General features: G+C 67.7%; 33 protein-coding genes and 1 tRNA gene. 19 read left to right on the forward strand and 15 right to left on the reverse strand.

The genetic code is table 11. The annotated features are described in order from the left end of the window. The first annotated feature begins 135 nt into the window (after window positions 1-135). The 3 genes from pstC to pstB are packed head-to-tail and all read left to right on the forward strand — an operon-like array spanning window position 136 to window position 2794. Window positions 136-1095 carry a phosphate ABC transporter permease subunit PstC gene (pstC, locus tag DL519_RS31955; protein WP_223840400.1) on the forward strand — a complete coding sequence of 320 codons (960 nt, stop codon included), beginning with the start codon at window positions 136-138 and terminating at the stop codon, window positions 1093-1095. Next, window positions 1092-2006 (forward strand): phosphate ABC transporter permease PstA, encoded by a 915-nt coding sequence (pstA, locus tag DL519_RS31960; RefSeq protein ID WP_190820328.1) that lies wholly within the window; start codon window positions 1092-1094, stop codon window positions 2004-2006. The genes pstC and pstA overlap by 4 nt, the downstream gene beginning before the upstream one ends. An 11-nt stretch (window positions 2007-2017) precedes the next feature. Beyond that, a complete protein-coding gene (gene pstB / locus DL519_RS31965; protein WP_190820330.1) occupies window positions 2018-2794 on the forward strand; it encodes a phosphate ABC transporter ATP-binding protein PstB in 777 nt (258 codons plus the stop codon). A 105-nt stretch (window positions 2795-2899) separates the two neighbouring features. On the opposite strand, the gene DL519_RS31970 is transcribed toward pstB, so the two are convergent. Beyond that, on the reverse strand, window positions 2900-3259 hold the full coding sequence (locus tag DL519_RS31970; protein ID WP_190820332.1) for a nuclear transport factor 2 family protein: 360 nt from the start codon (window positions 3257-3259) through the stop codon (window positions 2900-2902). Window positions 3260-3364: 105 nt separating this feature from the next. Here DL519_RS31970 and DL519_RS31975 point away from each other — a divergent pair, with 105 nt between their 5' ends. Next, window positions 3365-4243, forward strand: a complete 879-nt coding sequence (locus tag DL519_RS31975; RefSeq protein WP_190820334.1) for a helix-turn-helix domain-containing protein — start codon at window positions 3365-3367, stop codon at window positions 4241-4243. A 144-nt stretch (window positions 4244-4387) separates the two neighbouring features. Continuing rightward, window positions 4388-5224: a transposase family protein gene (locus tag DL519_RS31980; RefSeq protein ID WP_190812966.1), complete on the forward strand. Its 837-nt coding sequence runs from the start codon at window positions 4388-4390 to the stop codon at window positions 5222-5224. A gap of 68 nt (window positions 5225-5292) precedes the next feature. Here the strand turns inward: DL519_RS31980 and DL519_RS31985 are convergent, their stop codons facing one another. From DL519_RS31985 to dusB, 6 genes are all read right to left on the reverse strand, one after another. Further along, window positions 5293-6150 (reverse strand): helix-turn-helix domain-containing protein, encoded by an 858-nt coding sequence (locus DL519_RS31985; RefSeq protein WP_223839813.1) that lies wholly within the window; start codon window positions 6148-6150, stop codon window positions 5293-5295. 133 nt (window positions 6151-6283) lie between these two features. Further along, the gene (gene phoU, locus DL519_RS31990) at window positions 6284-6931 is read right to left on the reverse strand and encodes a phosphate signaling complex protein PhoU (RefSeq protein ID WP_190820336.1); all 648 of its coding nucleotides are present in this window, start codon (window positions 6929-6931) and stop codon (window positions 6284-6286) included. Between the two features lie 95 nt (window positions 6932-7026). Beyond that, window positions 7027-9492, reverse strand: a complete 2466-nt coding sequence (locus DL519_RS31995; RefSeq protein WP_223839815.1) for an LCP family protein — start codon at window positions 9490-9492, stop codon at window positions 7027-7029. Between the two features lie 252 nt (window positions 9493-9744). After that, window positions 9745-10617 (reverse strand): GGDEF domain-containing protein, encoded by an 873-nt coding sequence (locus tag DL519_RS32000; protein ID WP_190820338.1) that lies wholly within the window; start codon window positions 10615-10617, stop codon window positions 9745-9747. A gap of 330 nt (window positions 10618-10947) precedes the next feature. Continuing rightward, the gene (locus tag DL519_RS32005; RefSeq protein WP_190820340.1) at window positions 10948-11412 is read right to left on the reverse strand and encodes a hypothetical protein; all 465 of its coding nucleotides are present in this window, start codon (window positions 11410-11412) and stop codon (window positions 10948-10950) included. Continuing rightward, a complete protein-coding gene (dusB, locus tag DL519_RS32010) occupies window positions 11413-12576 on the reverse strand; it encodes a tRNA dihydrouridine synthase DusB (protein WP_190820342.1) in 1164 nt (387 codons plus the stop codon). It lies immediately after the preceding gene. A 469-nt stretch (window positions 12577-13045) separates the two neighbouring features. On the opposite strand from dusB, the gene DL519_RS32015 reads away from it, so the two are divergent. Continuing rightward, on the forward strand, window positions 13046-13312 hold the full coding sequence (locus tag DL519_RS32015; RefSeq protein WP_223839816.1) for a hypothetical protein: 267 nt from the start codon (window positions 13046-13048) through the stop codon (window positions 13310-13312). A gap of 13 nt (window positions 13313-13325) precedes the next feature. Here DL519_RS32015 and DL519_RS32020 read toward each other — a convergent pair whose 3' ends face one another. From DL519_RS32020 to DL519_RS32030, 3 genes are all read right to left on the reverse strand, one after another. Then, entirely contained in the window at window positions 13326-13562 is a 237-nt protein-coding gene (locus DL519_RS32020; RefSeq protein ID WP_190820345.1) for a YqeB family protein, read from the reverse strand. Next, a complete protein-coding gene (locus tag DL519_RS32025; protein WP_190820347.1) occupies window positions 13559-14167 on the reverse strand; it encodes a TetR/AcrR family transcriptional regulator in 609 nt (202 codons plus the stop codon). Before DL519_RS32025 ends, DL519_RS32020 begins: the two co-directional genes overlap by 4 nt. 100 nt (window positions 14168-14267) lie before the next feature. Then, window positions 14268-14897 carry a superoxide dismutase family protein gene (locus DL519_RS32030; protein WP_190820349.1) on the reverse strand — a complete coding sequence of 210 codons (630 nt, stop codon included), beginning with the start codon at window positions 14895-14897 and terminating at the stop codon, window positions 14268-14270. 160 nt (window positions 14898-15057) lie between these two features. On the opposite strand from DL519_RS32030, the gene DL519_RS32035 reads away from it, so the two are divergent. From DL519_RS32035 to DL519_RS32050, 6 genes are all read left to right on the forward strand, one after another. Beyond that, entirely contained in the window at window positions 15058-15387 is a 330-nt protein-coding gene (locus tag DL519_RS32035) for a hypothetical protein (protein ID WP_190820351.1), read from the forward strand. Further along, a complete protein-coding gene (locus DL519_RS49090; RefSeq protein ID WP_263399742.1) occupies window positions 15384-15518 on the forward strand; it encodes a hypothetical protein in 135 nt (44 codons plus the stop codon). The genes DL519_RS32035 and DL519_RS49090 overlap by 4 nt, the downstream gene beginning before the upstream one ends. A gap of 52 nt (window positions 15519-15570) precedes the next feature. Beyond that, on the forward strand, window positions 15571-15975 hold the full coding sequence (locus DL519_RS32040) for a GntR family transcriptional regulator (RefSeq protein ID WP_190820353.1): 405 nt from the start codon (window positions 15571-15573) through the stop codon (window positions 15973-15975). Beyond that, window positions 15972-16406 (forward strand): ATP-binding cassette domain-containing protein, encoded by a 435-nt coding sequence (locus DL519_RS47510; RefSeq protein WP_223839818.1) that lies wholly within the window; start codon window positions 15972-15974, stop codon window positions 16404-16406. Before DL519_RS32040 ends, DL519_RS47510 begins: the two co-directional genes overlap by 4 nt. 179 nt (window positions 16407-16585) lie before the next feature. Next, on the forward strand, window positions 16586-16825 hold the full coding sequence (locus DL519_RS47515) for a hypothetical protein (RefSeq protein ID WP_223839821.1): 240 nt from the start codon (window positions 16586-16588) through the stop codon (window positions 16823-16825). 277 nt (window positions 16826-17102) lie between these two features. Further along, complete coding sequence (locus DL519_RS32050; protein ID WP_190820355.1) at window positions 17103-17462, forward strand: hypothetical protein; 360 nt, start codon at window positions 17103-17105, stop codon at window positions 17460-17462. A gap of 451 nt (window positions 17463-17913) precedes the next feature. Here the strand turns inward: DL519_RS32050 and DL519_RS32055 are convergent, their stop codons facing one another. Further along, window positions 17914-18318, reverse strand: a complete 405-nt coding sequence (locus DL519_RS32055) for a MerR family transcriptional regulator (RefSeq protein ID WP_190820357.1) — start codon at window positions 18316-18318, stop codon at window positions 17914-17916. Window positions 18319-18383: 65 nt separating this feature from the next. Between DL519_RS32055 and DL519_RS32060 the strand changes: the two genes are divergently transcribed. From DL519_RS32060 to DL519_RS32075, 4 genes are all read left to right on the forward strand, one after another. Beyond that, window positions 18384-19571, forward strand: a complete 1188-nt coding sequence (locus tag DL519_RS32060) for an MFS transporter (RefSeq protein WP_190820359.1) — start codon at window positions 18384-18386, stop codon at window positions 19569-19571. A 10-nt stretch (window positions 19572-19581) separates the two neighbouring features. Beyond that, window positions 19582-20067 (forward strand): DUF5753 domain-containing protein, encoded by a 486-nt coding sequence (locus tag DL519_RS32065; RefSeq protein ID WP_223840401.1) that lies wholly within the window; start codon window positions 19582-19584, stop codon window positions 20065-20067. Further along, window positions 20067-20258 (forward strand): DUF397 domain-containing protein, encoded by a 192-nt coding sequence (locus tag DL519_RS32070; RefSeq protein ID WP_190820362.1) that lies wholly within the window; start codon window positions 20067-20069, stop codon window positions 20256-20258. Before DL519_RS32065 ends, DL519_RS32070 begins: the two co-directional genes overlap by 1 nt. A 728-nt stretch (window positions 20259-20986) precedes the next feature. After that, window positions 20987-21502 carry a hypothetical protein gene (locus tag DL519_RS32075; RefSeq protein WP_190820364.1) on the forward strand — a complete coding sequence of 172 codons (516 nt, stop codon included), beginning with the start codon at window positions 20987-20989 and terminating at the stop codon, window positions 21500-21502. Here the strand turns inward: DL519_RS32075 and DL519_RS32080 are convergent. After that, window positions 21424-22164: a DUF4232 domain-containing protein gene (locus tag DL519_RS32080; protein ID WP_190820366.1), complete on the reverse strand. Its 741-nt coding sequence runs from the start codon at window positions 22162-22164 to the stop codon at window positions 21424-21426. The two genes, DL519_RS32075 and DL519_RS32080, sit on opposite strands and share 79 nt — an antisense overlap. Window positions 22165-22542: 378 nt before the next feature. On the opposite strand from DL519_RS32080, the gene DL519_RS32085 reads away from it, so the two are divergent. Continuing rightward, window positions 22543-22615: transfer RNA gene (locus DL519_RS32085), tRNA-Lys, on the forward strand. A gap of 108 nt (window positions 22616-22723) precedes the next feature. On the opposite strand, the gene DL519_RS32090 is transcribed toward DL519_RS32085, so the two are convergent. Then, window positions 22724-22969 (reverse strand): tyrosine-type recombinase/integrase, encoded by a 246-nt coding sequence (locus DL519_RS32090; protein WP_317891406.1) that lies wholly within the window; start codon window positions 22967-22969, stop codon window positions 22724-22726. On the opposite strand from DL519_RS32090, the gene DL519_RS32095 reads away from it, so the two are divergent. Then, window positions 22970-23230, forward strand: a complete 261-nt coding sequence (locus DL519_RS32095) for an HAD family hydrolase (RefSeq protein WP_190820367.1) — start codon at window positions 22970-22972, stop codon at window positions 23228-23230. It abuts the gene before it with no gap. A gap of 235 nt (window positions 23231-23465) precedes the next feature. Here DL519_RS32095 and DL519_RS32100 read toward each other — a convergent pair whose 3' ends face one another. Further along, a complete protein-coding gene (locus tag DL519_RS32100) occupies window positions 23466-23783 on the reverse strand; it encodes an ANTAR domain-containing protein (RefSeq protein WP_190820368.1) in 318 nt (105 codons plus the stop codon). A gap of 232 nt (window positions 23784-24015) precedes the next feature. On the opposite strand from DL519_RS32100, the gene DL519_RS32105 reads away from it, so the two are divergent. Then, window positions 24016-24378, forward strand: a complete 363-nt coding sequence (locus DL519_RS32105) for a PAS domain-containing protein (RefSeq protein ID WP_223839823.1) — start codon at window positions 24016-24018, stop codon at window positions 24376-24378. A gap of 429 nt (window positions 24379-24807) precedes the next feature. On the opposite strand, the gene DL519_RS32110 is transcribed toward DL519_RS32105, so the two are convergent. Further along, window positions 24808-25365: a GAF domain-containing protein gene (locus DL519_RS32110; protein ID WP_190820370.1), complete on the reverse strand. Its 558-nt coding sequence runs from the start codon at window positions 25363-25365 to the stop codon at window positions 24808-24810. Between the last annotated feature and the right edge of the window lie 322 nt (window positions 25366-25687).

Here is a 25687-nt window from a genome sequence, read left to right on the forward strand (position 1 = left end):
CAAGAGTCGAACGGACGAAGTGAGAGGCTGCAAACAGCAGTGACCGACTCGACGAGAGCCGATCTGCGCCCCGCGGACACCGAACCCGGTGCCCCGCGGGGCGCTTCGGCGCCTAGTTCCGGACCGGAGGCTCCCATTTCCGCTCCCGATACCTTCGCGGGCAAGAAGGTCCGCATCGGCGACCGGGTCTTCTCCTCGGTCGCGACCGCCTCCGGCGCCTTCGTGGTCGCACTCATCGCCGCCATCGGCGTGTTCCTGCTGATCCGTGCCGTCCCGGCGCTGCAGGTCAACCAGGTGAACTTCCTGTTCAGCCGGGAGTGGAACACCGCGAACCCGAGCCACCTGAGCTTCGGCATCATCGACCTGGCATGGATCACGGTGGCCAGCTCGATCGTCGCACTGGTCATCGCGATGCCGGTGGCCTGCGGCATCGCGCTGTTCCTCACCCAGTACGCGTCGCGCACCCTGGCCCGCCCGTTCGCCTACATCGTCGACCTGCTGGCCGCGGTGCCGTCGGTGATCTACGGCCTGTGGGGCTACCTGGTGCTGGGGCCGGTGCTCAAGCCGGTCGCGGTGTGGCTGAACGAGAACCTCGGCTGGATCCCGGTCTTCGCCAACGGCAACGCGCCAACCGACTCCGGCGCCAACGTCTTCACCGCCGGCATCGTGCTGGCCGTGATGATCCTGCCGACCATCACCGGGGTGAGCCGCGAAGTCTTCTCGCGCACCCCCACCATGCAGATCGAGGGAGCCCTGGCGCTCGGCGCCACCCAGTGGGAAGTGGTGCGCACGACGGTGTTCCCGTTCGGCCGCAACGGCTTCATCGGCGGTTCCATGCTCGGTCTGGGGCGCGCGCTCGGCGAAACCGTCGCGCTGACGATCATCCTGAGCATGAGCACCGCCCCGCCGAACTACAGCGTCTTCGACGCCGGTGCCACCTTCGCCTCCAAGATCGCGCTCGGCTCCGGGGAGTTCAACAACAACCTGCAGGTCGGAGCCTACATCTCGGCCGGGCTGGTGCTGTTCGTCATCACCTTCGCGGTGAACGCGATCGCCCGCTGGATCGAGAGCACCAGCGGTAAGGGGAAAGCATGAGGACCGACACCGCTGACGTGGAGCAGCTCGCCACCCCACCGGCGTTCCAGCGGATCAGCTTCGGGCGGAAGTTCAAGAACAACCTGGCCACCGCGCTGTTCGCCGCGGCGTTCGTGATCGCGGTGGTCCCGCTGCTGTGGGTGCTGTGGACGCTGCTGGAGCGGGGCCTCAAGCCGCTGCTCAGCGTCGACTGGTGGACGCACTCCTTCAACGGGCTGCTGCCCAACGACTTCGGCGGTGGCATCTACCACGCCCTGATAGGCACCCTGCTGCAGGGACTGGTGTGCGCGGTCATCGCGGTGCCGCTGGGCATCATGGTCGGCGTCTACCTGATCGAGTACGGCCGGGAGTCCCGGTTCGCCCGGATCGCCACCTTCATGGTCGACATCCTCAGCGGGTTGCCGTCGATCGTGGCCGGCCTGTTCATCTACGCGCTGTGGATCACCACCTTCGGCTTCAGCCGCAGCGGTTTCGCGGTGGCGTTGGCGCTGATGCTGCTGATGCTGCCGGTGGTCGTGCGGGTCACCGAGACGATGCTGCTGATCGTGCCGGATGAGCTGCGCGAGGCGTCCTACGCGCTCGGGGTGCCCAAGTGGAAGACCATCGTGCGCATCGTGCTGCCGACCGCGCTGTCCGGCATCCTCACCGGCGTGATGCTCGGTCTCGCCCGCGTGCTGGGCGAGACCGCGCCGCTGCTGATCCTGGTGGGTTACTCCAGCTCCATCAGCTTTAACCTCTTCGGCGGCGAGATGGCGTCGCTGCCGCTGGCGATCTACATGGAGCGCAGCACCGGAACCGTGGCCGGTGACTACCGGATGTGGGGCGCCGCGCTGACCCTCGTGCTCGTCATCATGCTGATCAACCTTGTCGCGTCGCTGCTGTCCAAGCTGTTCGCGATCAAGACCAAGTAGGGACCGAACCAATGGCCAAGCGTCTCGACATCAAGGACCTGAACCTGTTCTACGGCAAGTTCCACGCCGTGCAGGACGTGACCCTGCAGGTCCCAGCCCGAAGCGTCACCGCGTTCATCGGCCCGTCCGGTTGCGGTAAGTCGACAGTGTTGCGCTCGCTGAACCGCATGCACGAGGTCATCCCGGGCTCGCGGGTCGAGGGCAAGGTGCTGCTCGACGGCGAGGACATCTACGCCGGCGACGTGGACCCGGTGCAGGTCCGCAAGACCATCGGCATGGTCTTCCAGCGGGCCAACCCGTTCCCGACGATGTCCATCCGGGACAACGTGGTGGCCGGGCTGAAGCTGGCGGGCGAGAAGAACAAGAAGAAGCTCGACGACATCGCCGAGCGGGCGCTGCGCGGCGCGAACCTGTGGGACGAGGTCAAGGACCGGCTCGGCAAGCCTGGCGGCGGCCTCTCCGGTGGTCAGCAGCAGCGCCTGTGCATCGCGCGGGCGATCGCGGTGCGCCCGGACGTGCTGCTGATGGACGAGCCTTGCTCGGCGCTGGACCCGATCTCGACGCTGGCGATCGAGGACCTGATCTCGCAGCTGAAGCAGGACTACACGATCGTCATCGTCACCCACAACATGCAGCAGGCGGCGCGGGTGAGCGACCAGACGGCGTTCTTCAACCTGCGCGCGGTCGGCGAGCCCGGCCAGCTGGTGGAGATCGACGAGACGGGCAAGATCTTCTCCAACCCGACCCAGAAGGCGACGGAGGACTACATCTCCGGCCGCTTCGGCTGATCGTTCGAAGCGTGCAGGGCCCCTATCGCCGAGTTGGCCGGAAGGGGCCCTGCACCTGTTTCGGCCGCTCCTCCGCCGACGGGCACGTGAAGCGAACGGCCTGGTTCACATTGCCGGGACCTTGTCGAGGAAACCGTGGATTGCCCTGATCCGGGCGTTTTCGTCGAGGACCGCCACGTCGAAGCCGACCACCACCGCTTCGCCTCCCGCCGGGCCGAGTTCCCAGGTGAAGCGGGCGATGTCGTGGTGGGCGTCGAAGACCTCGCCCGGACGGAAGACGAAGTCCGGGAACTGGGCCTGGACGGCCGCGATCGTGGCGTCGACGGCCTCCCGGCCCTGGACGTCGGCGAGCGGGTCGGTGTAGGTGCCCTCGTTCGCCCAGAGCTCGTCGACCATCGCGCGGCGCTTGTCGGCGTCCCGCTCGTTCCAGGTGGCGATGTAGCGGTCGAGGAGGTCGGTGTTCATCGGATAACCCTTCCGTTCTGCGGCCTGATGTGCACCAGCTTGCGGCCCGGACGTCACCGCGTCGATTACCGGGGAGGTAATGGCCCCGGCGGCTAATGTCGTGGTGTGACAACGGTGAAACAGCGCCAGGTGGGTGTGCTGCTCCGGGAATGGCGGGAGCGGCGCAGGTTGAGCCAGCTGCAGCTCTCGGTGGACGCCGACATCTCGACGCGGCACCTCAGCTTCGTGGAGACCGGCCGGTCGAAGCCGACCAAGGAGATGATCCTGCGGCTCAGCGAACACCTGGACGTTCCGCTGCGGGAGCGCAACAGCCTCCTGCTCGCCGGCGGGTACGCGCCCGCCTACCCGGCGAGCGGCCTCGACGCTCCGGAGCTGTCGGCGGTGCGGGCCGCGCTGCGCCAGGTGCTGGCTGGGCACGAGCCCTACCCGGCGCTGGTCGTCGACCGGGCGTGGCAGCTGGTCGAGAGCAACGCCAGCATCCAGCCGTTCCTCGAAGGCATCGCGCCGGATCTCCTCGCGCCGCCGGTGAACGTGCTCCGGATGAGCCTGCACCCCGACGGCATGGCGCCGAAGATCCTGAACCTCGGCGAGTGGCGCGCCCACGTCCTCGGCCGGCTGCGCCGCCAGGCCGCGACCACCGCGGACCCGGCGCTCGCGGACCTGCTCGCCGAACTCCGCGCCTACCCGTGCGACCAACCGGAGCCGGAGGTGGAGCTACCGGGGGCGAGCGATGTCGTGGTGCCGCTGCGCTTCCGCCACGGCGACCGGGAACTGTCGTTCTTCAGCATGACGGCGGTCTTCGGCACCCCGCTGGATGTCACGGTCGCGGAACTGGCCATCGAATCCTTCTTCCCCGCAGACCAGACCACAGTGGACTTCCTCCGCACCCGCACACCGTTTTCGGGCGAACCATCCACAGGTTCCGCTGATTTGTCCACAGGGGACTTCAATTTCAATGGAAATTCGACATCCAGTTTCCATTGAGGTGATCTCGGTAAGAAGTGGCTGAAGGCGGCCTGCCGGAATGGGTGTGTGATCGGGTAGGGCTGGCCTGGGGAGAGTGGGACGTGGGGTCCCTGGTAGAAGAAGTTCGACCAAGAAACGATCTTCGACCAGGGAAGGCCCCACGTGGTCACGTATTCTGCCAAACTCGATGTTCCCCGTGAACTGGTGCTCTTCCTCAGCAAGCTGCTGGCCGGTGAACGCCGCCGGAAAGGGACCCGCAAGGGGCGCCGGGCGTTGACCACGTTCTGGCAGGCTGTGCTGGTCCTGCGGTGGTTCCGCGACCGCACCGACACCACCAAACTGGCCCGCGATCACGGTGTCGCCCGCGCGACCGGCTACCGGTATGTCGACGAGGGCATCGAGGCGCTGGCCGCGCAGGCCCCGGATCTGCACGACGCCCTGCAACGGGCCAAAGACAACGGCGACGCCTATCTGATCCTGGACGGCAAAAACTTCTCCTCCGACCGTCTCGGCGAAAAGACCACCAGCACCAAAGGCACCGAGATCGACCTGTGGTACTCCGGGAAAACCCGCGAACAAGCCGGCAACATCCAAGCACTGACGGACCCGGACGGGTTCCCGCTGTGGGTCTCCGACGTCGAGCCCGGGTCCGTCCACGACATCACCGCCGCTGAAAACCACGTCCTCGGCGCCCTGTACTGGGCTTACTCCCAGCTCGACCTGCCCACCCTGGCCGACGGCGGCTACCAGGGTGCCGGAGCCGGGGTCCTCACCCCGATCAAACACCCCAAAACCAGCAAAGGCCGCCCACTCGACGTCGACAACCAGACCTACAACAAACTGCTGCGCGGCCTGCGCGCCCTCGGCGAACGTGGATTTGCCCTGCTCACCGGCCGTTGGCGCGCCCTACGACACTTCACCACCAGCCCCCGCAAAATCGGCCCCATCGTCAAAGCCGCACTCGTACTCACCCAATTCGAACACGGCCGACTCGCATAACCCCCTACTGAGATCACCTCATTGAAATTGCGGACCTACGCCCGACCTACGCCCGACCTACGCCCGACCTACGCCGGGGATTCGTCGGCGATGGCGGAGATGAAGGCGCTGGAGTCCTTGGGGTTCAGGGCCCGGGTGCAGACCTCTTCGAAGGACTTGAGGTAGTCCGCCGTGTCCTCGGCCTTGTCCAGGAACCGGGAGTTCGCCGAGTCGCCCAGGTGCACGACCTGCGGGTCGGCGTCGTCCGGGAACGAGAACACCGCGATCCGGTCGCCCATCAGCGGGTGCCCGCCGCTGCGGAACGGCAGCACCTGGATGGTCACGTTGCGCCGGTAGCCCAGCAGCACCAGGTGCTCAAGCTGCTGGCGCATCACCCCTGGGCCGCCGACCGCGCGCCGCAGCGCGGACTCGTCGAGCACCGCCCACAGCTCCAGCGGGTTCTCCCCGAGCAGCCGCTGCTGCCGGGTGGATATCACCGTCAGCCGCTCCTGCAGCTCGTCCGGGCGGTAGACCTGCGCGCCCGCGGTCAGCAGCGCCCGGCTGTACTCGGCGGTCTGCAGCAGCTCCGGCGGCGGATCCGCGCCGTAGCAGCTCACCGCCTTCGCCGAGGTCTCCAGGCCGAGGTAGGTCTGCAGGCCGGGCCGCTGCGCGGTGCTCGGGTACTGCTGCCACCAGCCGCGCTGCTTGGAATCCTGCGCGAGGTCCACCAGCGCCGAGAGCTGGTCACTGGTGGCGCCGTAGAACTCGGCCATCAATCGCACGTCGGAGGTGCGCACCGGCACCCGGCCGAGTTCGATCTGGCTGATCTTGCCCTGGGAGCAGTCCAGGTGGGCGGCGACTTCGCGGTGCGTGCGGCCCGCGGATTCGCGCAGCCGCCGCAACTCGCTGCCCAGCCGCCGTCGATGCACGGTAGGACTCTTACGCACCGCACACCCCGCCGGACGCGGTTCGGAACCTTCTCACCCGAACGAGGATCGCACACGATGATCGCAACATCGAGTACTGAGACCGAGTATTAGTACTTCGCCGGTCGAACCGCCCGTCACCTGCGAGAACGGCTCAGCCGGTCGGCATCTTTCCGGTCACGGTGAACACGACCCGGCGGGCCACCGAGACCGCGTGGTCGGCGAACCGCTCGTAGAACCGGCCCAGCAGCGTCACGTCCACCGCGGCCGCCACCCCGTACGACCACTCCGGGCTCATCAGCACGGTGAACAGGTGCCGGTGCAGGTCGTCCATCTCGTCGTCGTCTTCTTCGAGCCCGCGCGCGGCCTCGACGTCCTGCGTGCGGATCACGGTGCGGACCCGCCCGGCCAGCTTGACGGCGATCCGACCCATCTCGGCGAAGTACGGCTGCACGTCCTGCGGCAGCACCGCGTTCGGGTGGCGGCGGCGCGCGGTCTTGGCCACGTGCAGCGCCAGGTCGCCCATCCGCTCCAGGTCCTCGGCGGCGTGGATGGTGGAGATCACCGTGCGCAGGTCGCCGGCCACCGGCGCCTGCAGGGCCAGCAGCCCGAAGGCGTGCTCCTCGGCCCGGGCGCGCGCCTCGTCGACCTGGACGTCTTCCTCGATGACCTGCTCTGCGAGCTCCAGGTCGGTCTCCAGGAGAGCCTTCGTGGCGCGCTCCATGGCCGTGCCGACCATGGCCGACATCGAAGCGAGTTCATCGGCGAGCTTGCCGAGCTGTTCCTGGTAGACCTCACGCATGTCGTCCAGGGTACTTCGAGCCGGAATCGGACAGAATGACCCATGGTGAACCAGGGGTGAACGGCCCCTTATGAACCGGTTCGGCCGCCCGGCGGTCAGCCGCAGATGTCGGTTCCCGCGTTCACCGTGGACAGACCGTCCGGGACGGCAGGCGGCTGGTTCGGGTCCGCAGGCTGCTGCCGAACGTCGTTCATCGTCGCCGCGGCACCCCCACCGCTGGGCGTGGTGAGGGCAGCAGGTCCGCCGCTGCCCGACATGATCGGGGCTTCGTCGAGGATCGCCTGGAACAGCGCCTTGGTGTCGGCTTCCCGCAGGATCTCCATGCCGTTCTCGTCGGCGTAGCCGGTGGTCGGCACGGTGATGAAGGTGACGCGGCTGGCGTCCAGGCCCTGCATCTGCTGGCCGAGGTCCATCAGCCGGTCCACGCCGATGTTCTCGCCGAAGGTGTTCGCGCTGACCGCCTTGACGAAGTCGCCCAGCTTGCCCGGGTCGAGCAGCACCTGGCTGGACATCGCCTTGCGCAGCAGCGCCGAGAGGAACAGCTGCTGGCGCTGCATCCGGCCGTAGTCCGAGGTGGGGTCGCCCTTGACGTGCCGGGCGCGCACGTAGTTCAGCGCCTGCTCGCCGGTGAGGGTCTGCCGACCCGCCTGGGGCAGCACGGTGCCGAGGGTGGTGTCGATAATCGGCTTCTCGGTGCAGATCTCGACGCCCTGCACCGCGTCCACCATCGACTTGAAGCCCTGGAAGTCGATGCCCAGGAAGCTGTTCACGCGCAACCCGGAGATCTGCTGGATGACCTTCGTCGTGCACAGCGGGCCGCCGACCGCGTAGGCCGAGTTCAGCCGCACGTCCTTGCGTGCCGGAACCCGCTCGCCCGTGTACTTGCCGGTGGTCGAGTCCCAGCGCTCGCAGGCGGGCATGTCGACCTTGAGGTCGCGCGGGAACGACACCAGGACCACGCGGCTCCGGTCGGCCGGGATGTGCGCGATGATCGTGGTGTCCGCGCGAGCCCCCGGCTCATCCTGCTCGCTGCCGACGCCGTCTTCCGCGCTGGCCCCGGCCCGGGTGTCCGAGCCGACCAGCAGGAAGTTCTGGTCACCGGTCTGCTTGGCGACGTCCTTGATGGCGTCCGAGTTCGGGTCCAGCGCCTGGACGGACGGCGGGCCCCAGATCGTGCTCGCGCCCCAGGCGATGCCGAGGGTCAGGAACACGGTAAGCGACGCGGCCATCGCCACGGCCATCACGATCAGGTTCGTGCGGCGCTTGCGCTGCTTCTTCTTCCACTCCATCCGGGACTGGCCGTCCCGGCCCTCGACGAAATCGAACGGGATGTCGGTGCCGAGCTCCGGCTCCCGGCGCTTGCCCAGCAGCCAGGCGTACTTCTTGCGCCGGGCCGCCTCCTCGGCGGCGATCTCGTCGTGCACGGCGGAGAACCGCGCCAGGGTGGCGTCGATCTCCTTGATGTCGTTCTTGCGCTCCTCGACGTTGTCATCGGCCTCTTCGGCGTCGTCATCGAACTCGTCGAATTGCTCGAACTCGTCGTAGGCGTCGGCGTCGCCGGAGACCGCGGGCGCGACGATGGCGGTCTCTTCGGCGTCCGCGACCGGCGGAGCCACCGGCCTGGCAAAGGTGGTCTTCTCGTCGCCGGCGGGCTTGCGCTTCGGCCGCGCGACCATCGCCGTCTGCTCGGCCTGCTTCGGCCGCGCGACCATCGCGGTCTGCTCGGCCTTCGGCGGCTCGGCGGGGATGGCGGGATGCTGGGTGGTGGCTTCCAGGTCCGCTTCGACGGCCGGTGGCACCGGGCGCGCCGCTGGCGGTCGCGGCGCGCGGTGCGGCGGCTTCGCCCGGGCGGGCTCACCGGTCAGCGCCTGCGTGATCCTGGTCGGCTCGGCAGCTGGCGGTTCGGCTCCGTTGCGCATGGGCGGCTCGGCGGGAGCGCCGTTGCGCATGGGCGGCTCAGCCGGAGCGCCGTTGCGCGCGGCGGCTCCACCAGCGAAGGCCGCGGCGGCACCGCCGGGATTCGGTCGAGCGCGGCCAGCGGGGGCGTCGGCGGGCAGTGCAGGCCCGTCGGGGAGAGCGCGGCGGCGGCCCTGCCGCGGCTTGCCGTTCGGCGCTTGAGCGGAGGGAGGGCCCGCCGCAGGCGGCGCCCAGCCCGGCGGCGTAGCCGGCGGGGTGCTTGGGTGGTTCGGCGGCGCGGAGCGGGAGCGGCGCGGAGCGCCCTCCGGCGCGGTCCAGCCGGACGGCGAAGCCGGCGGCTCGGGCCGGGCGGCCGGGCTGGCGGGATGCTTGGGCGGTTCGGCGGCGCGGCGGGGTTTCGACGCCTGCGGCGGCTGCGACGCCTGCGGGGGTTCCGGTTCGGCGGCGCGCCGGCGGCTGGTGCCGCTGCTCGGGGTCTTGCCGTGCTTGGAGAGCAGGTCGATGACGCGGGTGCCGCCGGTGCCGTCGTCGCTCAACGCGCGCCGACGCCGACCGGTCGATGCGGAGGTGTCGCTATCGGCGGCGTCCTCGTCCGGGCGGGAACGCCGGTGCCCGAATTCACCATGCCGGGGGTCTTGCGGCACGCGTTTTCCCTCCCACCTGCGAAAGCCAACGGTCTACGAGTAAGCCGACGCGCTCGATACCCCCCGACGCGTATCGGTCGGCGCCTCCGAGATAGTACGGCCGATCGCCCGAACTGACGATAGTGAGCGACAATTTCTTCACAATCAGTGCACGATCCTACCTGATATCTCGTCCAATACGACCATCTGTGCTAAGCCGGTTGACCGGCATAAACGAACTCAAATACACCCAGTGCTCCTGGGTGATCGCGATCAGTAACCGGCGACCGTCCGCGGGATCGTGCCGCGCCGCCCGGCCGCAATTCCGGCCAATCGGACGTCGGACCCCGTTCGGTGCGCGACCGCGTTGCGCCCCGACTGCTTCGCGGCGTAGAGCAGCGCATCCGCGCTGATCAACTGCTGCTCGGCCGACACCGGCGCGGAACCGGCCGTGGCGTGCTCGTGCGCGACCCCGGCGCTGATCGTCACCCGCAACCCCGGTGCCATCTGCGCCCACGGGAACCGCTCCACCCGGGAACGGGCCGTCTCGCACACCGCGACCGCGGCCGCCGGCTCGATGTTCGGCAGGACCAGGACGAACTCCTCCCCGCCGTAGCGGGCGCAGAACGCGCCGGTCGGCAGCGCCTCCTGCAGCAGGTCGACGACGCGCTGCAGCACCCGATCGCCGAGCAGGTGCCCGTAGGTGTCGTTGACCTGTTTGAACCAGTCCAGGTCGACCAGCGCCACGGCCAGCCCGTCGTTCGTCCCGGCGTGCTCGGCCAGCAGGTCGGCCAGTCGTTCGTCGAGGTAGCGGCGGTTGTAGCTGGCGGTCAGCGTGTCCCGCAGGCTCTGCTCGCGGGCCTCGGCGTGCTCGCGGCGCAGCCGGTTGACCTCGTGCCGCAGCTGCTCCGGCACCCGCGGGGTGTCCGTTGTGGACATCAGGTTCAAGGCCGACCGCAGGTGGTGGTACGCCTGCCGCCACTGGCCCTGCGACGCCAGCAGGCCCGCGATCGACTCGTGCAGCTCCGCCATCCCGGTCCCGTTGGCCAGATCCTGGCGGGTGCGGCGGCCGGGCGGCAGCACGGTTGGCGGGTCGTCGTCACGCAGTGGCTCCGGCCCGGCGAAACCGTTGCGCAGTCCGGTCATCGCACTCACCTCCCGTCCGTGGTGTCGTCGGGTGGGACGGATCGCTTGAGTTTGTCTGACTCGCGCGCCGCCCTAATTCGCTCAACCGGCTGACCCTGGCCTGGTCTGAATTGACGAGCGCCGCTCGAATCTTCAGCTGCCTAGGATGTGTACCGGGCGGAGGGGTGGATGTGGAAGCGAAACGGATCGGACCCACCCGCACGGACGAGCAAACCAGTGTGTGTTTTTCATCACCGCATCGCAACTTTATCGGTTTCCCCACACTTCGCGTTACGAGCCCTTGATCGCGCAACCAATTATCTGGTCGGGCAAGTTATCTGGTCGGGCAAGTTATCTGGTCGGGCAAGGCGCGAACCCGTGTATTCGACCGTCCAGTAGCACCAGGTGTAGCGAACCGATCTGATGTCCTGTGACGCTGCCCGCCGTTCGGGTGGTCACTTCCACTCCGATGGCCCAGATCTCGCCGCGCGGTCGGATTCCGTCCGGGGCGAATTCCGGATCCGGCCGTAGCGTCGGCATTGCCGGATCGATTTCGACGGTCGTCTCCCCGAGTTCGCAGTTCTCGTCCAGGAAATCGGGATGTTGCGTGCGGCGGAAGAACTCCTGTTGCGCCTGAGGTCCTTGTGCAGCAGCGGTGTTGTTGTCCGCGAAGTACTGCTTGGACAGTCGCAGTGGTTCGGATTCGGTTGCCGACGCGGCACATCCGGCCGCGAACAGCACCGCCGACACGCCGATGAGGACGGCCGGCTGGTGGCGAATTCGGCCCGTCGCAACGGGTTGCGGTCTCGCGGTCACTCAGCCGCCGCTGCTGTCGATCTCCGCGCCGGCGGGCACCGTGACGTCGTCCGGGTCGTCCAGCCAGCCCTCCGGCAGCACGACCCGGCCGGCCGAGCCCTGGCGTCCGCGCGGGCCCTCGCCGTCCGCCGGGAACGGCACGTCGGGGTCGAGTTGGGCCAGCAGGTCGTCGAGCTGGGCCAGGCTTGACACCAGGCCGAACTGGTGGCGCAGGTCGGAGCCGACGGGGAAGCCGCGCAGGTACTGCGCCATGTGCTTGCGCAGGTCGCGCAGCCCCTTCTCCTCGCCCATGTGGTCGGCCAGCAGCTCGGCGTGCCGCCGCAGCACCGCGGCGACCTCGCCCAGCGCCGGGCCGGCCGGGATGGGCTCACCGGCGAAGACGGCCTGCAGGTCGCGGAACAGCCACGGGCGGCCGAGGCAGCCGCGGCCGACGACGACGCCGTCGCAGCCCGTCTCGGCCATCATCCGCAGCGCGTCGCCGGCGCTGAAGATGTCGCCGTTGCCGAGCACCGGGATGGTGCGGACGTGCTCTTTGAGCCGGGCGATGGCGGACCAGTCCGCGGTGCCCGAGTAGCGCTGGGCGGCGGTGCGGCCGTGCAGCGCGACCGCCGCGGCGCCGTTCTCCTCGGCGAGGCGGCCCGCGTCGAGGTAGGTGATGTGATCGTCGTCGATGCCGATGCGGAACTTCACGGTGACCGGGATGCCCGCCGGCTCGGCGGCGCGGACGGCGGCCGAGACGATGTCGGCGTACAGCCGCCGCTTGTACGGCAGCGCGGAACCGCCGCCCTTGCGGGTCACCTTGGGGACCGGGCAGCCGAAGTTCATGTCGACGTGGTCGGCGAGGTTCTCGTCGACGATCATCTGCACGGCCTTGCCCATGGTCACGGGGTCGACGCCGTAGAGCTGCATCGAGCGCGGGTGCTCGTCCGCGTCGAAGGTGATCATCTCCAGCGTCTTCGGGTGCCGCTCGACCAGGGCCCGGCTGGTGATCATCTCGCAGACGTACAACCCGGCGCCGTACTCCCGGCAGAGCCGCCGGAAGGCGACGTTGGTGATCCCGGCCATCGGCGCGAGCACCACCGGCGGATCGACGGCGTAGGGGCCGATCTTCAGCGAGGGCGCGGCCGCGGAGGCCGAGGCGGGAGGCGAATCGAGCGCGGTCATCGCCGCCCATTGTCCCCGACGCCGGGTCCCGATCGGCCGTGACCTGTGTTGCGGGCGCCGGTCCGGGCGCCGAAGAACTGTGACCCCCATCGCATACGATCATCGTCGGCTGCTCGTCCGGCTGCTGACTGGGGAATGCATGGGGAAGCGGCACAACCACAAGTCGATCGACAAGGTGATCGATCAGTTGGTCCGCGAGGGTGGACGCTGAACAAGCAGGGGCGTTCAATTTTGATGGCACCGGTGAGAAGAACTGAGTCCGGCGGCGCTGGCGGAGCGATCGAACGGCTGCCCCGCATCGCGGACTTTCCCGCTGCCGTGCTCCGGACGGCGTATAGGCATAGTTGGTCTCCCGGTACCAGACTGTCGTCGTCCGAGACCGTCTGTTCCTGACTCGGTGGCCGGAACCGGGGGTCGGCTGGCCGTGGAGGTGCAGGCGTTCCTCCTTCTACGTGGCGAAGGAGGGCGCGTGTCGCACGCCGCGGGCGTTTCTCCTCGTCCTTCGAGGGAGAACGCGCCATGTCCCCCCTCGTCCAAGCGCTTGCTCAGCGCTCCGCTACCCATCGCGACGGTGGCCCTGCTGCTCCGGTACGGGCCGTCGGCGCTGGTCTTCCTGCTCGCCGGGGTCGTCGCGGTGCTGATTCCGGGGAAGCGAGGCGGACGGGCTCTCGCCGTCCTCCGGTTGTTGCGGGCTGCCACGCCGCGGCGGGGCGTTGGGGGCTCGTCCCGCGGGTGATCGCGATCGCCGATCAGCCGGTGGGTGGGATTCGGCGGTATTGCTGGGTTCCGTCCCTTGCCCAGACCGTTGGTAGGGCGGCTGCCACCCGCAGCGGGCCAGGGGCGTCGCCCACGGCGTCGAGGATCCACTGCACCAGCGGCTTGACCAGGAATCCCAGGCCGAAGCCCACTGCGCCGCAGCCGATCCCCAGCAGCCACAGGACGGCGTTGGGCATCCGGAGGGTCATGGACGTTTCGGTGGTTGTCATGCGGGTTCTCCAGCGAGGTCGCGCGGTCGGGAGAGGAACCTCGTGACGATCCGGCGCAGCATCGGACGCGGGTCCCGGTCGGGGTCGGCGTTGAGGAAGGCGCCGTCGATGACGACCTGGATCCACTCCGCTGTTTCGCGCGGGTTCAGTGCCGGGTCGATGGCTCCGGTGCGGATGCCGCGCTCGACCAGCGCCGCGAATCCCTCGTGCAGGATCGCGGTGTTCTCGGCGATCACCCGCATCAGGTCGGGATCCTTGCCCGCTTGCCGCACAACTTCGACGAGTATTCCCGGGGCGATCGGGTCCATCGCCTCGACGGCCAGCTCGTCCACCATCGCCAGGATCGACGTCACCGGATCTTCGCCGGCGGTGCAGCGCTGCACCAGCTCGCGGGACATCGGGAGGTCGCGCTCGAAGACCGAGCGGAACAGCGCTCGCTTGTCGGTGAAGTAGTAGAAAACGCTGCCCGAGCTGAGGCCCGCGGCTTTCGCGATCTCCGCCGCGGAGGTGTTCTCGAAGCCGCGCTCCGCGAACAGCTTCGCGGCCGCTTGCGTGATCGCCTCGCGTCGCGCTGCTGACCGTGCCGGGTCGACCTTCCGTGCCATGACGACCAGCCTAGCAAATTAATTGACCGATCAGTTAAAGAATCGCGTAGTACGAAGGGCGCCCCGGGCCCGTGCGGTCGGAGGCGCCCTTCGGGGTTGGTCAGAACGTGGCGTTGGTGCAGGCGAGGCGGTCACCCGCCGTGCCCGCCTTGCCGGGCTCGGTGTGCGTGTGCATCGAGTGGATCACGAAGGACTTCGCGTCCTGCCGGGAGTCGAACGACCAGTTGCCCTCGGTGGTGGCCGTGCCGTTGCCCTGGGCGTCGGTGTGGAAGTCCAGCCACACCTCGTTCTGCGGGTTCGCGTAGGCCGGGTCGACCGACGGCTTGACCGGGTCGGCCTTCTCCTGGAAGTGCGGGCCCGCGTCGTCGCCCTTGGGGCCGCAGGGCTTGGTGTGCACGTGGGCGCCGTAGTCGCGGTTCGGCTGCAGGCCTTCGGTCTTGACGGTGATCTTGGTGTGGCCGTTGACGCGCTCCGAGGACAGGTCGATGCGGGAGCCGGGCGGCACCTGCGCGGGGTCGTAGGTGATCGCCGTGGCGCCCTCCTTGTAGGGCTCGAAGGTCGCCGACGTCTGCCTGGCCGCGGCGTGCTGGCCGTGCTCCTGGGAAGCCGGCGGCTGCGGACTCTGCTGGCCGGGGGCGGGGGTCTGGCCACCGCCACAGCCGGCAAGGAGCGCTGCGGCCGTGCACAGGCCGAAGATCGAACCGGTCAGTCGGGTGCGCTGGTGAGGCATGGGTTATCTGTCCTTCGTGGTGACTGTCTGAATCGACGCTGATTCTGCCGGTTATCACCGATTCGTCGAAACCGGCGTTCGGCGGTGGTCCGGATCGAGCGCATGACCGCGTGGGGGCGGTGTTGTCACGTGAACTGGGATACGACGGTCATTTCGCGCAGTGACTGGTGTTTCCGGCTACGCGGCAGGCGCGCTGCTGGGGACGGTGCTGGGGCGGTCGCTGCCGGCGATGATCAGCACCCTGGCCGGGCTGGTGGCGGCGCGCGGGGTCGTCGCAGTGGTGGGACCGTCGCTGGTGCCGTCGAAGCTGCGGACCTCTGACGACCCGATGAGTGCTGCCGCGTCCGGTTTGGACGAAGTTGTCCAGGTGGGTTACCTGGGTGCCGACGGGCGGGCCATACCGGAAGGCGGTTTCGATCCCGCGGTGTGCGGGGCGGCGGTTCAGCCTCGACCTTCGACCTGGCTCAGTGCTATGCGCAGCACGGGGTGATCGGCAAGTACGCTGAGGTCGTTCCGGCCTCGTACGCCCCGATGCTGCAGCTGATCGAGTTCGGCGTTCTTGGCGCAGTCGCGGTCCTGCTGCTCGGAGGAACCGCGTGGACGCTGCGCAGGCAGCATTGATAACGCTGCGTAGCCTGCGACTTAGGCGATGGCGGCCCTTATGCTGGGCGGTATGATCGAGTTCCGGATCGACCGTCGCTCCGGGGTCTCCACGTACATGCAGATCGTTCAGCAGGTCACGCAGGCCATGCGGTTGGGCCTGCTGGGGCCCGGTGACCGGTTGCCCACCGCGCGCGAGGTGGTGGAGGCCACGGCGGTCAATCCGAACACGGTGCTGAAGGCGTATCGCGAGTTGGAGCGGGACGGCCTGGTGGAGGCTCGGCGCGGGGTCGGTACCTTCGTGACTCGCTCGCTGGCAAGCGACCGCACCTCGGTCGAGGCCCCGATGCGGCGCGACCTGGCGGACTGGATGAGCCGTGCCAGGAGCGGCGGGCTCATGGTCGAAGAGGTCGATGCGCTCTTCGCTGCCGTCCGTGACGAGTACTTCCCGACCGGAGGACTGGAACGCCCATCATGAGCGCGCTGAGCACTATCGGTTTGTTCAAGCGCTACGGAGACCGTCGGGGGATCGAGGACTGCACGGTCGAGCTCCCCGAAGGCAAGGTGGTCGCGCTGGTCGGTGCCAACGGTGCGGGCAAGAGCACGTTCCTGGCGTTGGCGGCGGGCCTGGTTGAGCCGTCGTCGGGTGCCGTGCGCGTGTTCGGCGACAAGGTGCGCGGCCGCATCCACCCGGACGCGGCCTACCTGTCGCAGCGTCGCCCGTTGTACGGCAACTTCACGGTCGCGGAGATGGTCCGCGCGGCGGCGAAGATGAACCGCCGCTGGTCGCAGGAGCGCGTCGAGGAGGCGCTGGCCGCATTCGGCGGGCTGGACGTCGGCGCCCGGGTCGACTCGCTGTCCCCTGGCATGCGCTCCAAGCTCGCACTGGCGCTGTGCCTGGGGCGGTAGCCGCGGTTGCTGCTGCTGGACGAACCGCTCGCGGACCTCGATCCGCTGGCCCGGGACGAGACCATCAGGCTGGTGATGGCCGACGTCGCGGACCGCGGGATGACCGTGGTGATCTCCTCGCACCTGCTCGGCGAATTGCGCGAGGTGTGCGACCACCTCCTGCTGCTGCAGGGGGAAGCGTGGAACTGGACGGCGACGTCGACGAACTTCTCGAGGAGCACCGCGACCTGGTGGGGCCCGCCGATGCGGGGCCCCCGGAGGCCGGGACGGTCGTGCACGCGAGGAAATCCGGGCGGCAGCAGCGGATGCTGGTGCGCGACCCCGGGGTGCTCGCCCCGGGATGGGAGTCGCAACAGCTCGACCTGGAATCGCTCGTGACCGGTTACCTGCGCGCCGATCGCGCACGCGCGGGAGCCTGAGTACCACTCGCCAACCCCGCTGATCCCCGGCGCCGAGCCGGCGGTTGGCGGGGTTTCGCTGTTTTCGGGCATCCAGCGGCAGCTTCGCACGTGTGTTGCCGCGTCGCCCCGTGCGAGAGCCCTTCCGCGCTGCTGACGCGAATCGGCTCGTTCTGCTCTTGGTGAGGCGTCTGCTGGCGTGACCATCCCGTCGGTGCTCTTTCCGCCGGATTTCCGGACCCGGCCTTGTCAGCGATCCGCACCACTGCTACCTTTTAGATATTCCACTAGATAACTAGTGAAAGACTTCACCTTCGGCAAGCGCGGAATGATCGCTGGACTGCTGGCTGCGGGAGCACTGGTCGGCACGGGCGCATTCGCCGCCGCCGCTCCCGCGGCGAATGCGCCGGAACTGCGGATCAGCTCGGCCGACTACGCACTGGAGTACACCGTGCTGAACGGCAACGGCGACGGCTTCTCCTCCGTCATGGAGCCGAACTCCGCCCGCGAGGTGCAGGCCGAGGGCTTCACGACGGTGCAATTCTCCGTGAACGGCAAGCTCGTGAACGCATACGGCCCGCTCGAGGCTGATCGCACGCTGGTCTGCAACGCGGGAGGCACTGTGGCCGCGCCTACCGTGAACTGCGCCTTCGCCTGACTCGGAACTGCGCGCAGGACATGCAGTATCGCTGGCGGAGTCCAAGAGGTGACTGCCACCCGGACTCCGCCAGCGGCGGTCGTTGGCAGTTGGATGCGGAGCACTTTTCTCACGCGGCTTAACCGCTTTCGCGAGCAACTGTCTCTTTTGGATTGCCACATCGTGTGAGGCTGAAGGCGGCGGATGACGCTGTGTATGGGTGCCTCGTGAGTGCTTTGGGCGGCTGTAGGGGCTGTTTGGGAACTCGTTCGCATGCCAGTGAGACGGCGGCCCTACGGCAGTGGCGGCGATTTCGCGCGAAATCGCCGCTCGCCACGCCGGCAAGGTGACGATTTCGCGCGAAATCGCCCCAGCCACACGACCGTCACGCCGTTTCGCCGCGTCGACAGGATCGGCCCGCCCCGAACACATCCCGGCCTCACCACTTCCCTGACTGCCCCAAAGGCGCCCTTCACCCTTGACCCGACTGGACTGGGGTCGGGATCTCGCCGGTGTGGCGGTATTCCAGGACCGCGTCGAGGTATTCCGTTACGGCGTCCCTGTTCCGGGTCAGACACCTGATTCGGGCGGTCATTCTGTCGCGTTCGAGTTCCAGGGTGTCGATCATCTCCGGTGTCGCGTCTGGGAAGTAGATGACACGGGGTTTGTCCAGGCACGGCAGGATTTGCTTGATGATGCGGGTCGGCAGCCCGGCGTCGAGCAGCCCGCGGATCTGCAGCACGCGGTCCACGTTGTACTCGTCGTAGTCGCGGTAGCCGTTCGGGGAGCGGTTCGCGACGATCAGGCCCTGCTCCTCGTAGTAGCGCAGCAGTCGGCGGGATGTGTCGGTGCGTTCCGACAGCTCTCCGATGCGCATGTGCTCGACCTCACGTCCAGTCGGTTTGACCTTCACATCAGTGTGATGGTTTGAGTATATGCGGCATGACTGATCGCAGCACGCAACTCCTGGATGCTGGACGACTTCCGCTGCGCGCGCTGCTGGCGCTGGCCACCGCCGCTTTCATCACGGTCCTGACCGAGGCGCTGCCCGCTGGTGTGCTGCCCGCGATGAGCGCCGACCTCGGGGTCGGCGAGTCCGCGATGGGGCAGGCAGTGACGATTTACGCGATCGGGACGGCCGTCGCGGCGATCCCGCTTTCCGCGGCCACGGCGGGGTGGCGGCGCAAGCGCCTGCTGCTCGTCGGGGTGGCGGGGTTCGCGGTCGCCAACACGGTCACGGCAGTCTCGACGTACTTCCCGCTGACCATGGTGGGCCGGTTCGTCGCCGGCGTGGCGGCGGGCGTGGTCTGGGCGCTGCTGGCGGGTTATGCCCGCCGCGTGGCGCCGGAACACCTGCGGGGCAAGGCGATTGCGGTGGTGATGGCGGGAATTCCGCTCGCGCTTTCGCTGGGCGTGCCGGCCGGGACCTTTGTCGGCGGGTTGCTGGGCTGGCAGGTGACGTTCTCGGTCATGTCGGTGCTCGCGGTCGTCCTGATCGCCTGGATCGTTGCGCTGGTCCCGGATTTTCCCGGGCAGCGGCAGGGCGGCGCGATCCCGATCCTCAGGACCCTCGGTGTCCCCGGCGTGGCACCGATCATGTTCGTGACCTTGGTCTTCGTGCTGGCCCACACGATCCTCTACACCTACATCGCCACTTTCCTCGCTGGGCTGGGCATGGGCGGCTCCGTCGACCTGGTCCTGCTGATCTTCGGCATCGCATCGATGGTGAGCATCTGGATCGTGGGCGCCCACATCGACCGCCGGCTGCGAACCCTGACGATCGCCAGCACGATCCTGGTTGCGCTCGCGGCCACGTTCCTGGCGCTCCTGGCAGAAAACCCAACCCTGGTCTACGTCGCGGTGACTCTGTGGGGCCTGGGCTGGGGAGGTGTCCCGACCCTGCTCCAAACGGCGGTGGGAAACGCCGGAGGGGAAGCGGCGGACCCGGCCCAAGCGATGCTGGTGACCCTCTGGAACGCGGCCATGGCAGCAGGCGGCGTGATCGGCGGCCTCGTCCTGGCCGGACTGGGCCCGGCAGCCTTCCCCTGGGCGCTCCTGCTCCTCCTGCTGCCGGTCCTGGCAACCACGATCGCGGCCCGCACCAACGCCTTCCCCGCCAAAGCCCGGTGAACCTTCCTGCCTGCAGACGCCGGAGTACACCCGCGCTGTCATGGTCGACTGTTCGCCGAGCGAACTCGAAACGCGTGTTGCGATGCGTGCTTCCAGACGAGACCTCCTCAGCTCGCGGAAGGCTCCTACCTTTGAGGCCCTGATTTTGGAAAGTGCCTTGACCGCACCAATCGTGGGTCCCGAGGCGATGGCCGACCAGTACCGCCACATGCAGAAGATCGCGGAACTCGGCAACGTGACCATTCGGATCGTCTCGATGCTGCCGCCGCGATGGACGCCAGCGCACAGCGGCCAGTTCATGCTGTTCGAGTTCCCGAAGGCACCGCCACTGGTGCATCTTGAGCACCTCGGCTTCGCCGCGTTTCTCACCTCACCTGGTGTCGTAACCACCTATTCGGAAGCACTGAGTACCCTCGGAGCTGCATCGATGACTCCCGACGACTCGATGGAGTTAATCGCTGCATGCACCGTTAGAGCCGAGGAGAACGCACAGTAATGGAACAGTCGGCTGGATGGCGCAAGTCCCGTTACTCCAGCAACAACACTGCGTGCTTAGAGGTTGGCCGGATCCAAGACGGCGCGGCGGTCCGGGACAGCAAGGACCGCGCCGCCGGGTACTTCACCGCCGATCGCGCGCAGTGGTCGACGTTCGTCGCCGCCGTCAAGGCCGACCGGTTCCAGCAGTAAGGTCCTGGCCGTCGCCACGTGCGATGGGGTCGTGAGTGCGAAAACCGGTTCTTGCCGGATCAAGCACTCACGACCCTCAACGGCGTCAGGTGGCTAGCGGTTCAGCGCTTTGATGGTTTCGCCGGTCCAGGCGGTCCAGTCCTCCTTGGCGCTTCCGGGAGCTTCGGCGGTTCCGACGTCGTCGAGACCGGGGCGTTGGGGCGGGACGGGGATTCGCTCGGGTTCGGGCCGGGCTGGGACGTGTCCTTGTCCCGCCACGGGACGTTCAGGGCTTTGTCCAGGTAGACGCCCGTCGATGTGGAGAACTTCCCGTGCGGGTTGAACGATCCCCTCGCCGCATCCACCGCTGGCGGTGAACGCTCCGTTCTCCGCCCCGTACACCTCGTCCTCGCTCGCGCCCGGTGCGGCGTCCTGCGTTGCCGCTTCCGCCGCGCCGACGGCCGAGCCCCATCCCGCGTGCAGCGGCAGGTTTGGCCCCGAACTGGGCGGCTGAGCGCTTCCAGGTCGTCGCTGCCGATCCGTCGAACAGGTGCGTTCCCCCCCAGCGGCCCCGCGACGAAGGAAAGCACACCACCGGCAGGTGGTGTCCACGCCGACGGCGTGACCGACTCGTACCCGACTCCCAGGGCCGCGGTGGGTGCGTTGCGGTAGCCGCCAGTCGGACCGTCCAATGGGGAAAGTGCGATGTGCCAAGATCAACCGATTCCGCCTGCGTCGCGGCGAAGCCCATGTCCGGCAAGGCCGGCACGTCCGACTCCGGCTCCTTCGCCAAGTGGACCTTCGACGTGTCGGACAGGGTGACGGTCGGCAGCTGCAAGCCCTCGGTCTACATCCCGAACGACAGCGACCGCCGCAACGTCGGAGCGACCGCCGGGCACTACTCGATCTTCAACTCCTTCGAGCAGGGCGGCGCGAACGTCGTCGGGGTGGAGGACATCAAGCAGGTCGCCAACCGGGGCAAGTGGGTGGACCTCGGGGAGTACGCCATCGACCAGGGCAAGCTGTCGGTCAAGCTGCGCAACCGCGGCGAGGACTGGGCGGAGCCGACGGCGAGGGCGCCCACATCGCGGCCTCCCAGAGCCGCGCCACCTGCACGGCCGTCTGACCGAAGTGAGGCGCCCCCCGGCCGAGCAACTCGACCGGGGGGCGCCTCGCACCGTTCGGATCAGTCGAAGACGGTGACGCCCTGGGAGACGGGCTGGAGGGTGCCGACCTTCATCGCCTTGACCGGGAACTCGGCGTAGAGGCTGCCGTTGTCTGTCTGGGTGCCGTCGGTGCCGATGATGTTCGCGTTCACCGGCCCGCCAGCGCCCGGCAGGGTGACGTTGAAGCCGGTCGCGACCACGGTGTCCGGGTCCGCCTTGTCGCCCCGCTCGATGAGCACCCCGGCGAAGCCGGTCTGGCCCGGGGCGAGGCTGAACTCCGTCGGACCGCCCGGGATCTCGACCTTCTGGACCGGCACGTCGGTGTGCGGGGCGCCGGACATGTCCACGGGCGCGACGTTCGCCCAGCCGTTGAGCTTGCAGACCTTCTGGGACGTATTCGACACGGCCATCAGCAGGACGCCGGGCCGGCCGGGCTGGACGTTGAGGTCCACCTTGAAGTCCTTGGCCGAGCACTCGGTGCCGGTGGGCTGACGTGCGCCGTTGGTGCTGGTGGGCTGCCGGTTGGCGTCGGTGCTCGCGGTCTGGCGGCTGTCGTCGCCGTCGGTGTGCTGTTGATCGCTGTGGGTGCTGGTGGAGCCGCCGGCCTGGATCGGTGATCCACCGGGTGCGACCCCGGCGGCCTGGGTGGCGCCGTCCTGCGCAGCCGGGGCCGCTGCCGGCTGACCGCATCCGGCGAGCAGAAGAGCACCGCCGAGCAGTCCAGCGATCGCGCCCAACGTCCGAGTCCGGTTGACCAACATGCTGTTCCCTTTCGTCTAGCCCTTGAGCGTTTCTCGCTTTCGTCCTGAAGACGTGCGTCTGGAGCCGAGGTTGCTCCGAGCGATGTGGAAGAAAAATCAACCATGTTCTGACCTGCAGATCAGATGCCGACCGATCTCGTTCGGGTCGGCAGCGCCGTCCGGGGCCTTAGGAGGGCACCGCCCCACACCCGCCAGTGGACGATCTGCGACATCAGGCCGAGAGTGACTCGCCCGGCGGGTCCGCCGCGCGGAACGGGCGGAAGGAGGGGAAACCCTCACGCGCCGACGGGTGATCCGCCCGCGGTGTGATCTTCATCGGCGAAGAAGCTGCGACCATCACGGCACAAGATCGACCGGACCTTGTAACCTTGTGCACGCGGGTCGTTAGCTCAACTGGCAGAGCAGCGGACTTTTAATCCGCGGGTTCAGGGTTCGATCCCCTGGCGACCCACAAAAACCCCAGGTCACACGGCCTGGGGTTTCTTGTTGGAGCACCGCGAGCCACACCTTTCCCACACAAAACTACTGGCCGCGTGCACCGAGCGCCGCCTCCAGCGCGTCAGCGGTCCCTGCTGACTGCCGCTCGACCCATGTACACATCCTGCGTCATGGACGGCCGCGAGTGCCCGAGCCGGTTCGCGATCAGCCGGGCAGTCAGCCCCGCTTCGTCGAGGATCGTCGCGGCAGTTTTGCGGAACACGTGCGAGGTGACCCAGGCGAAGCCCTCACTGCCACGAATCTCGCGGAGGACACGCCGCGTGTTCGACGGGTCACGGAGCGCCTTGGAGCGCACGGCCTGACTCACATGGTCGCCGGCGTCTCCGCTCGCGCAAGTGCCGATGTCGACGAACTCAAGCCGCCGCCGTACCTTCTGCTGCAGGCGATGAGCTTCCTCGGCGTCCCACCTGAAAGCAGTGTCATGGTTGGCGACTCGGCCACCGACATCGAAGCCGCACAACGCGCCGGATCCAAGAGCATCGCGTACGCGAACAAGCCCGGAAAGCGCGAGAAGTTCATGAAATACCGGCCGACAGGCATCGTCGATCAGATGACGGAGCTGATCTAAGTGCCGACCGCTGCTGGAGTCCGGCAGCAGTACTGACGGCTGATCGGCATAGCTATAACGAAGAGGCTTCAACGGCGTTGTCTGGTTCGGTCAGGCGGACGTACGGGAATGTCCGCTCATGCCGAAGAGCGCGTACGGCGGCGGTGGCTCAGAGATGAGTGTGCACAGGAGTCGCCGGCGGCAGTGGCTAGCCCGAGCTAGACGAGTCCACTTGATCGCCTTTGCAAGGCGGGGGTTAGGTTTCTTTGAGTCGGTTCCACTCCTCAAGGACACGGGCGCTTACGCTCTTCACGGTCGACGCGCTCGCTGCGCCCGTGACCCGCTCTACAAGCGTCTGAGCCACGTCACGCATGTCCGTACCGGTGTCCTGCGACATCCCGGCAAGCAGCTCGAGTGCGTCGTGGTCATCGAATCCGAAGGCCAGCTTCAGCATGCCCTTGGCCTGCTCGATCGCCGGATGGCCCTGAAGTGCCGCGTCGAGGTTGCCGAGGCTGTCGCACGCCCTAGAGCTTCCCCACGGTTGCCGCTGGTTGGAGGTGCCGCGACCTTGCATAAGGACCACACCCGATCTCTCTGATGTCCAGTATGTCACTGTTTGAGCAAACTGGGACCGACGAAACGACGTCCGGTGCGTGGTCGCGGCATCCGCCACAGCGGGCTGGGATTGGGGTGCGAGCGGCTCGCAGGTCGGTGAAACCAGGATGAAAGCCCCGGGAAAAGATCGCGTTCCGGGCGCAGTATGGGCAAGGTAACGATCGGGGTTCCTGGTAGGCCTGGAATCAAGCTTGGAAGTTGAGGGGGCGGCCACGTCAACGAATCGCCGCTACGCGATCTTCGCGCTCGATACGGACGGCATGGTCACGAGTTGGAACGCGGACGCCGAGCGCATGAAGGGTTACCTACCCGATGAGATCATCGGTCGGCACTTCTCGGTTTTTTACCCGGCGGATCGGGCCACTGCCGGGTATCCGCAGGCGGAGCTGGAGCGGGCAGCCGAGGCGAGCTTTTATGTCGATGACGGCTGGCGGGTGCGTAAGGACGGCACTCAGTTCTGGGCGCACGTGGTGATCACAGCCCAGTGCGATGCCCAAGGGGTTCTGACCGGGTTCATCAAGGTCACCCGAAACGACAGCGACGTCGGCGGTTGACCACTCTAAGCGGCACGGTGGCTCTCTCATGGGGCGAGGCGCAACGCCTTGCCTCCCGCCTTCGGAAGTTCGACCCGGGCCACGTGATCAAGATCGACGAGGAAGGTCTCCCCGAGTGATGCTCCGCCCGGCAGCGCCGAAGCTCCAGGTGCTGTCCGGGAGCAAGCATCAACTGGGACCCTGTACGTGGTCCTGAACCCGGTTGCCAAGTAATTGCCAAGAATCATCCGCAACCAACGTCAAAATTCGGCAGGGAAAGCAAAGTACGCATCCGAGAATCGTGCAGGTAACCAAAGATGTTGGCAGACAACGGAAAGCCTTGTAGATCAGGGAAACGAGATCCGCGGGTTCTGGGTTCGATCCCCAGGCACTGCAATGTTGCTCGGCCGGAAGCGGCGCTAGTAAGTGGGTGAGCCGTGACGGAAGCCGTCACAGTGTGAAGTTATACCAGTGGCCGGGGCCATCTCCGTCGGGAGGAAAGTGTTTGAGTGCCGTGGCGGCGCCGAGTGCCACGAGTTCGGGGGCTCCGCGTCCGAACCCAGGGCGGCTGTAGTGCAACGACAGTACACCGAGCGGCTGCGGTCTCCCGTCCAGTAGCGGGTACGAGGCGACGGAGCGGGTCCCGGCGTCGAGAATCGGGGCCAGCGTCGGCTGTCCGACGAAGATCGGGCTGCGGGTGACATCGTCGACCAGAACAGGCGTGCGGGTGACCAGTGCCTTGGCGCAGGCGGTGGGATGGCCGGTCGTGATGGTTGCGAAGAAGCTCAGGAACGCGGGCCTGAAGCCGTGCTGTGCCCGGATCCGCAGTGCACCCTCTTGCCGATCGTGTACTTGCAGATCACAGAAGTCAGCACCGCCGCTCGTGAGCGCAGCCCGCAGGATCGCTTCCATAACCGTGGGCTTGTCGGCATCGCCCAAGAACTCAGTATCGAACAGGACAGCTGTGTGGTCTCCGCCACGCCGGTATGCTTCGCGCAGCAGCCTCAAGCGGGTGTTCCGGAGCTCGGCAGGGTCTAGCTTTCGGTGACACTGTGCGCCGTTCATATCGCGTTGCGTGGCATCAGGCATACAGTCCTCATGTCGGGTTTGGCCGGTTTGTTACACAATGGTAACCCACACGCCTGAGTGCCATCGTGAGAAGCGCGATGGAGATCGCCTTTAGCCACGATGAACCGAAGCCCGCGCCCGGGTCGCCGACGGCGAGCACTCGAACGCACGTTCAACATTGTGGGTGTTCGGCGGTAGGGGAGCTGCCCAGGCCACGGAAAGTCACCGGCGGTCGATCGGCGGGATCAGTTCAGCGCACTTT

It is taken from the genome of Saccharopolyspora pogona, assembly GCF_014697215.1.
Taxonomy (GTDB): Bacteria; Actinomycetota; Actinomycetes; order Mycobacteriales; family Pseudonocardiaceae; genus Saccharopolyspora; species Saccharopolyspora hattusasensis.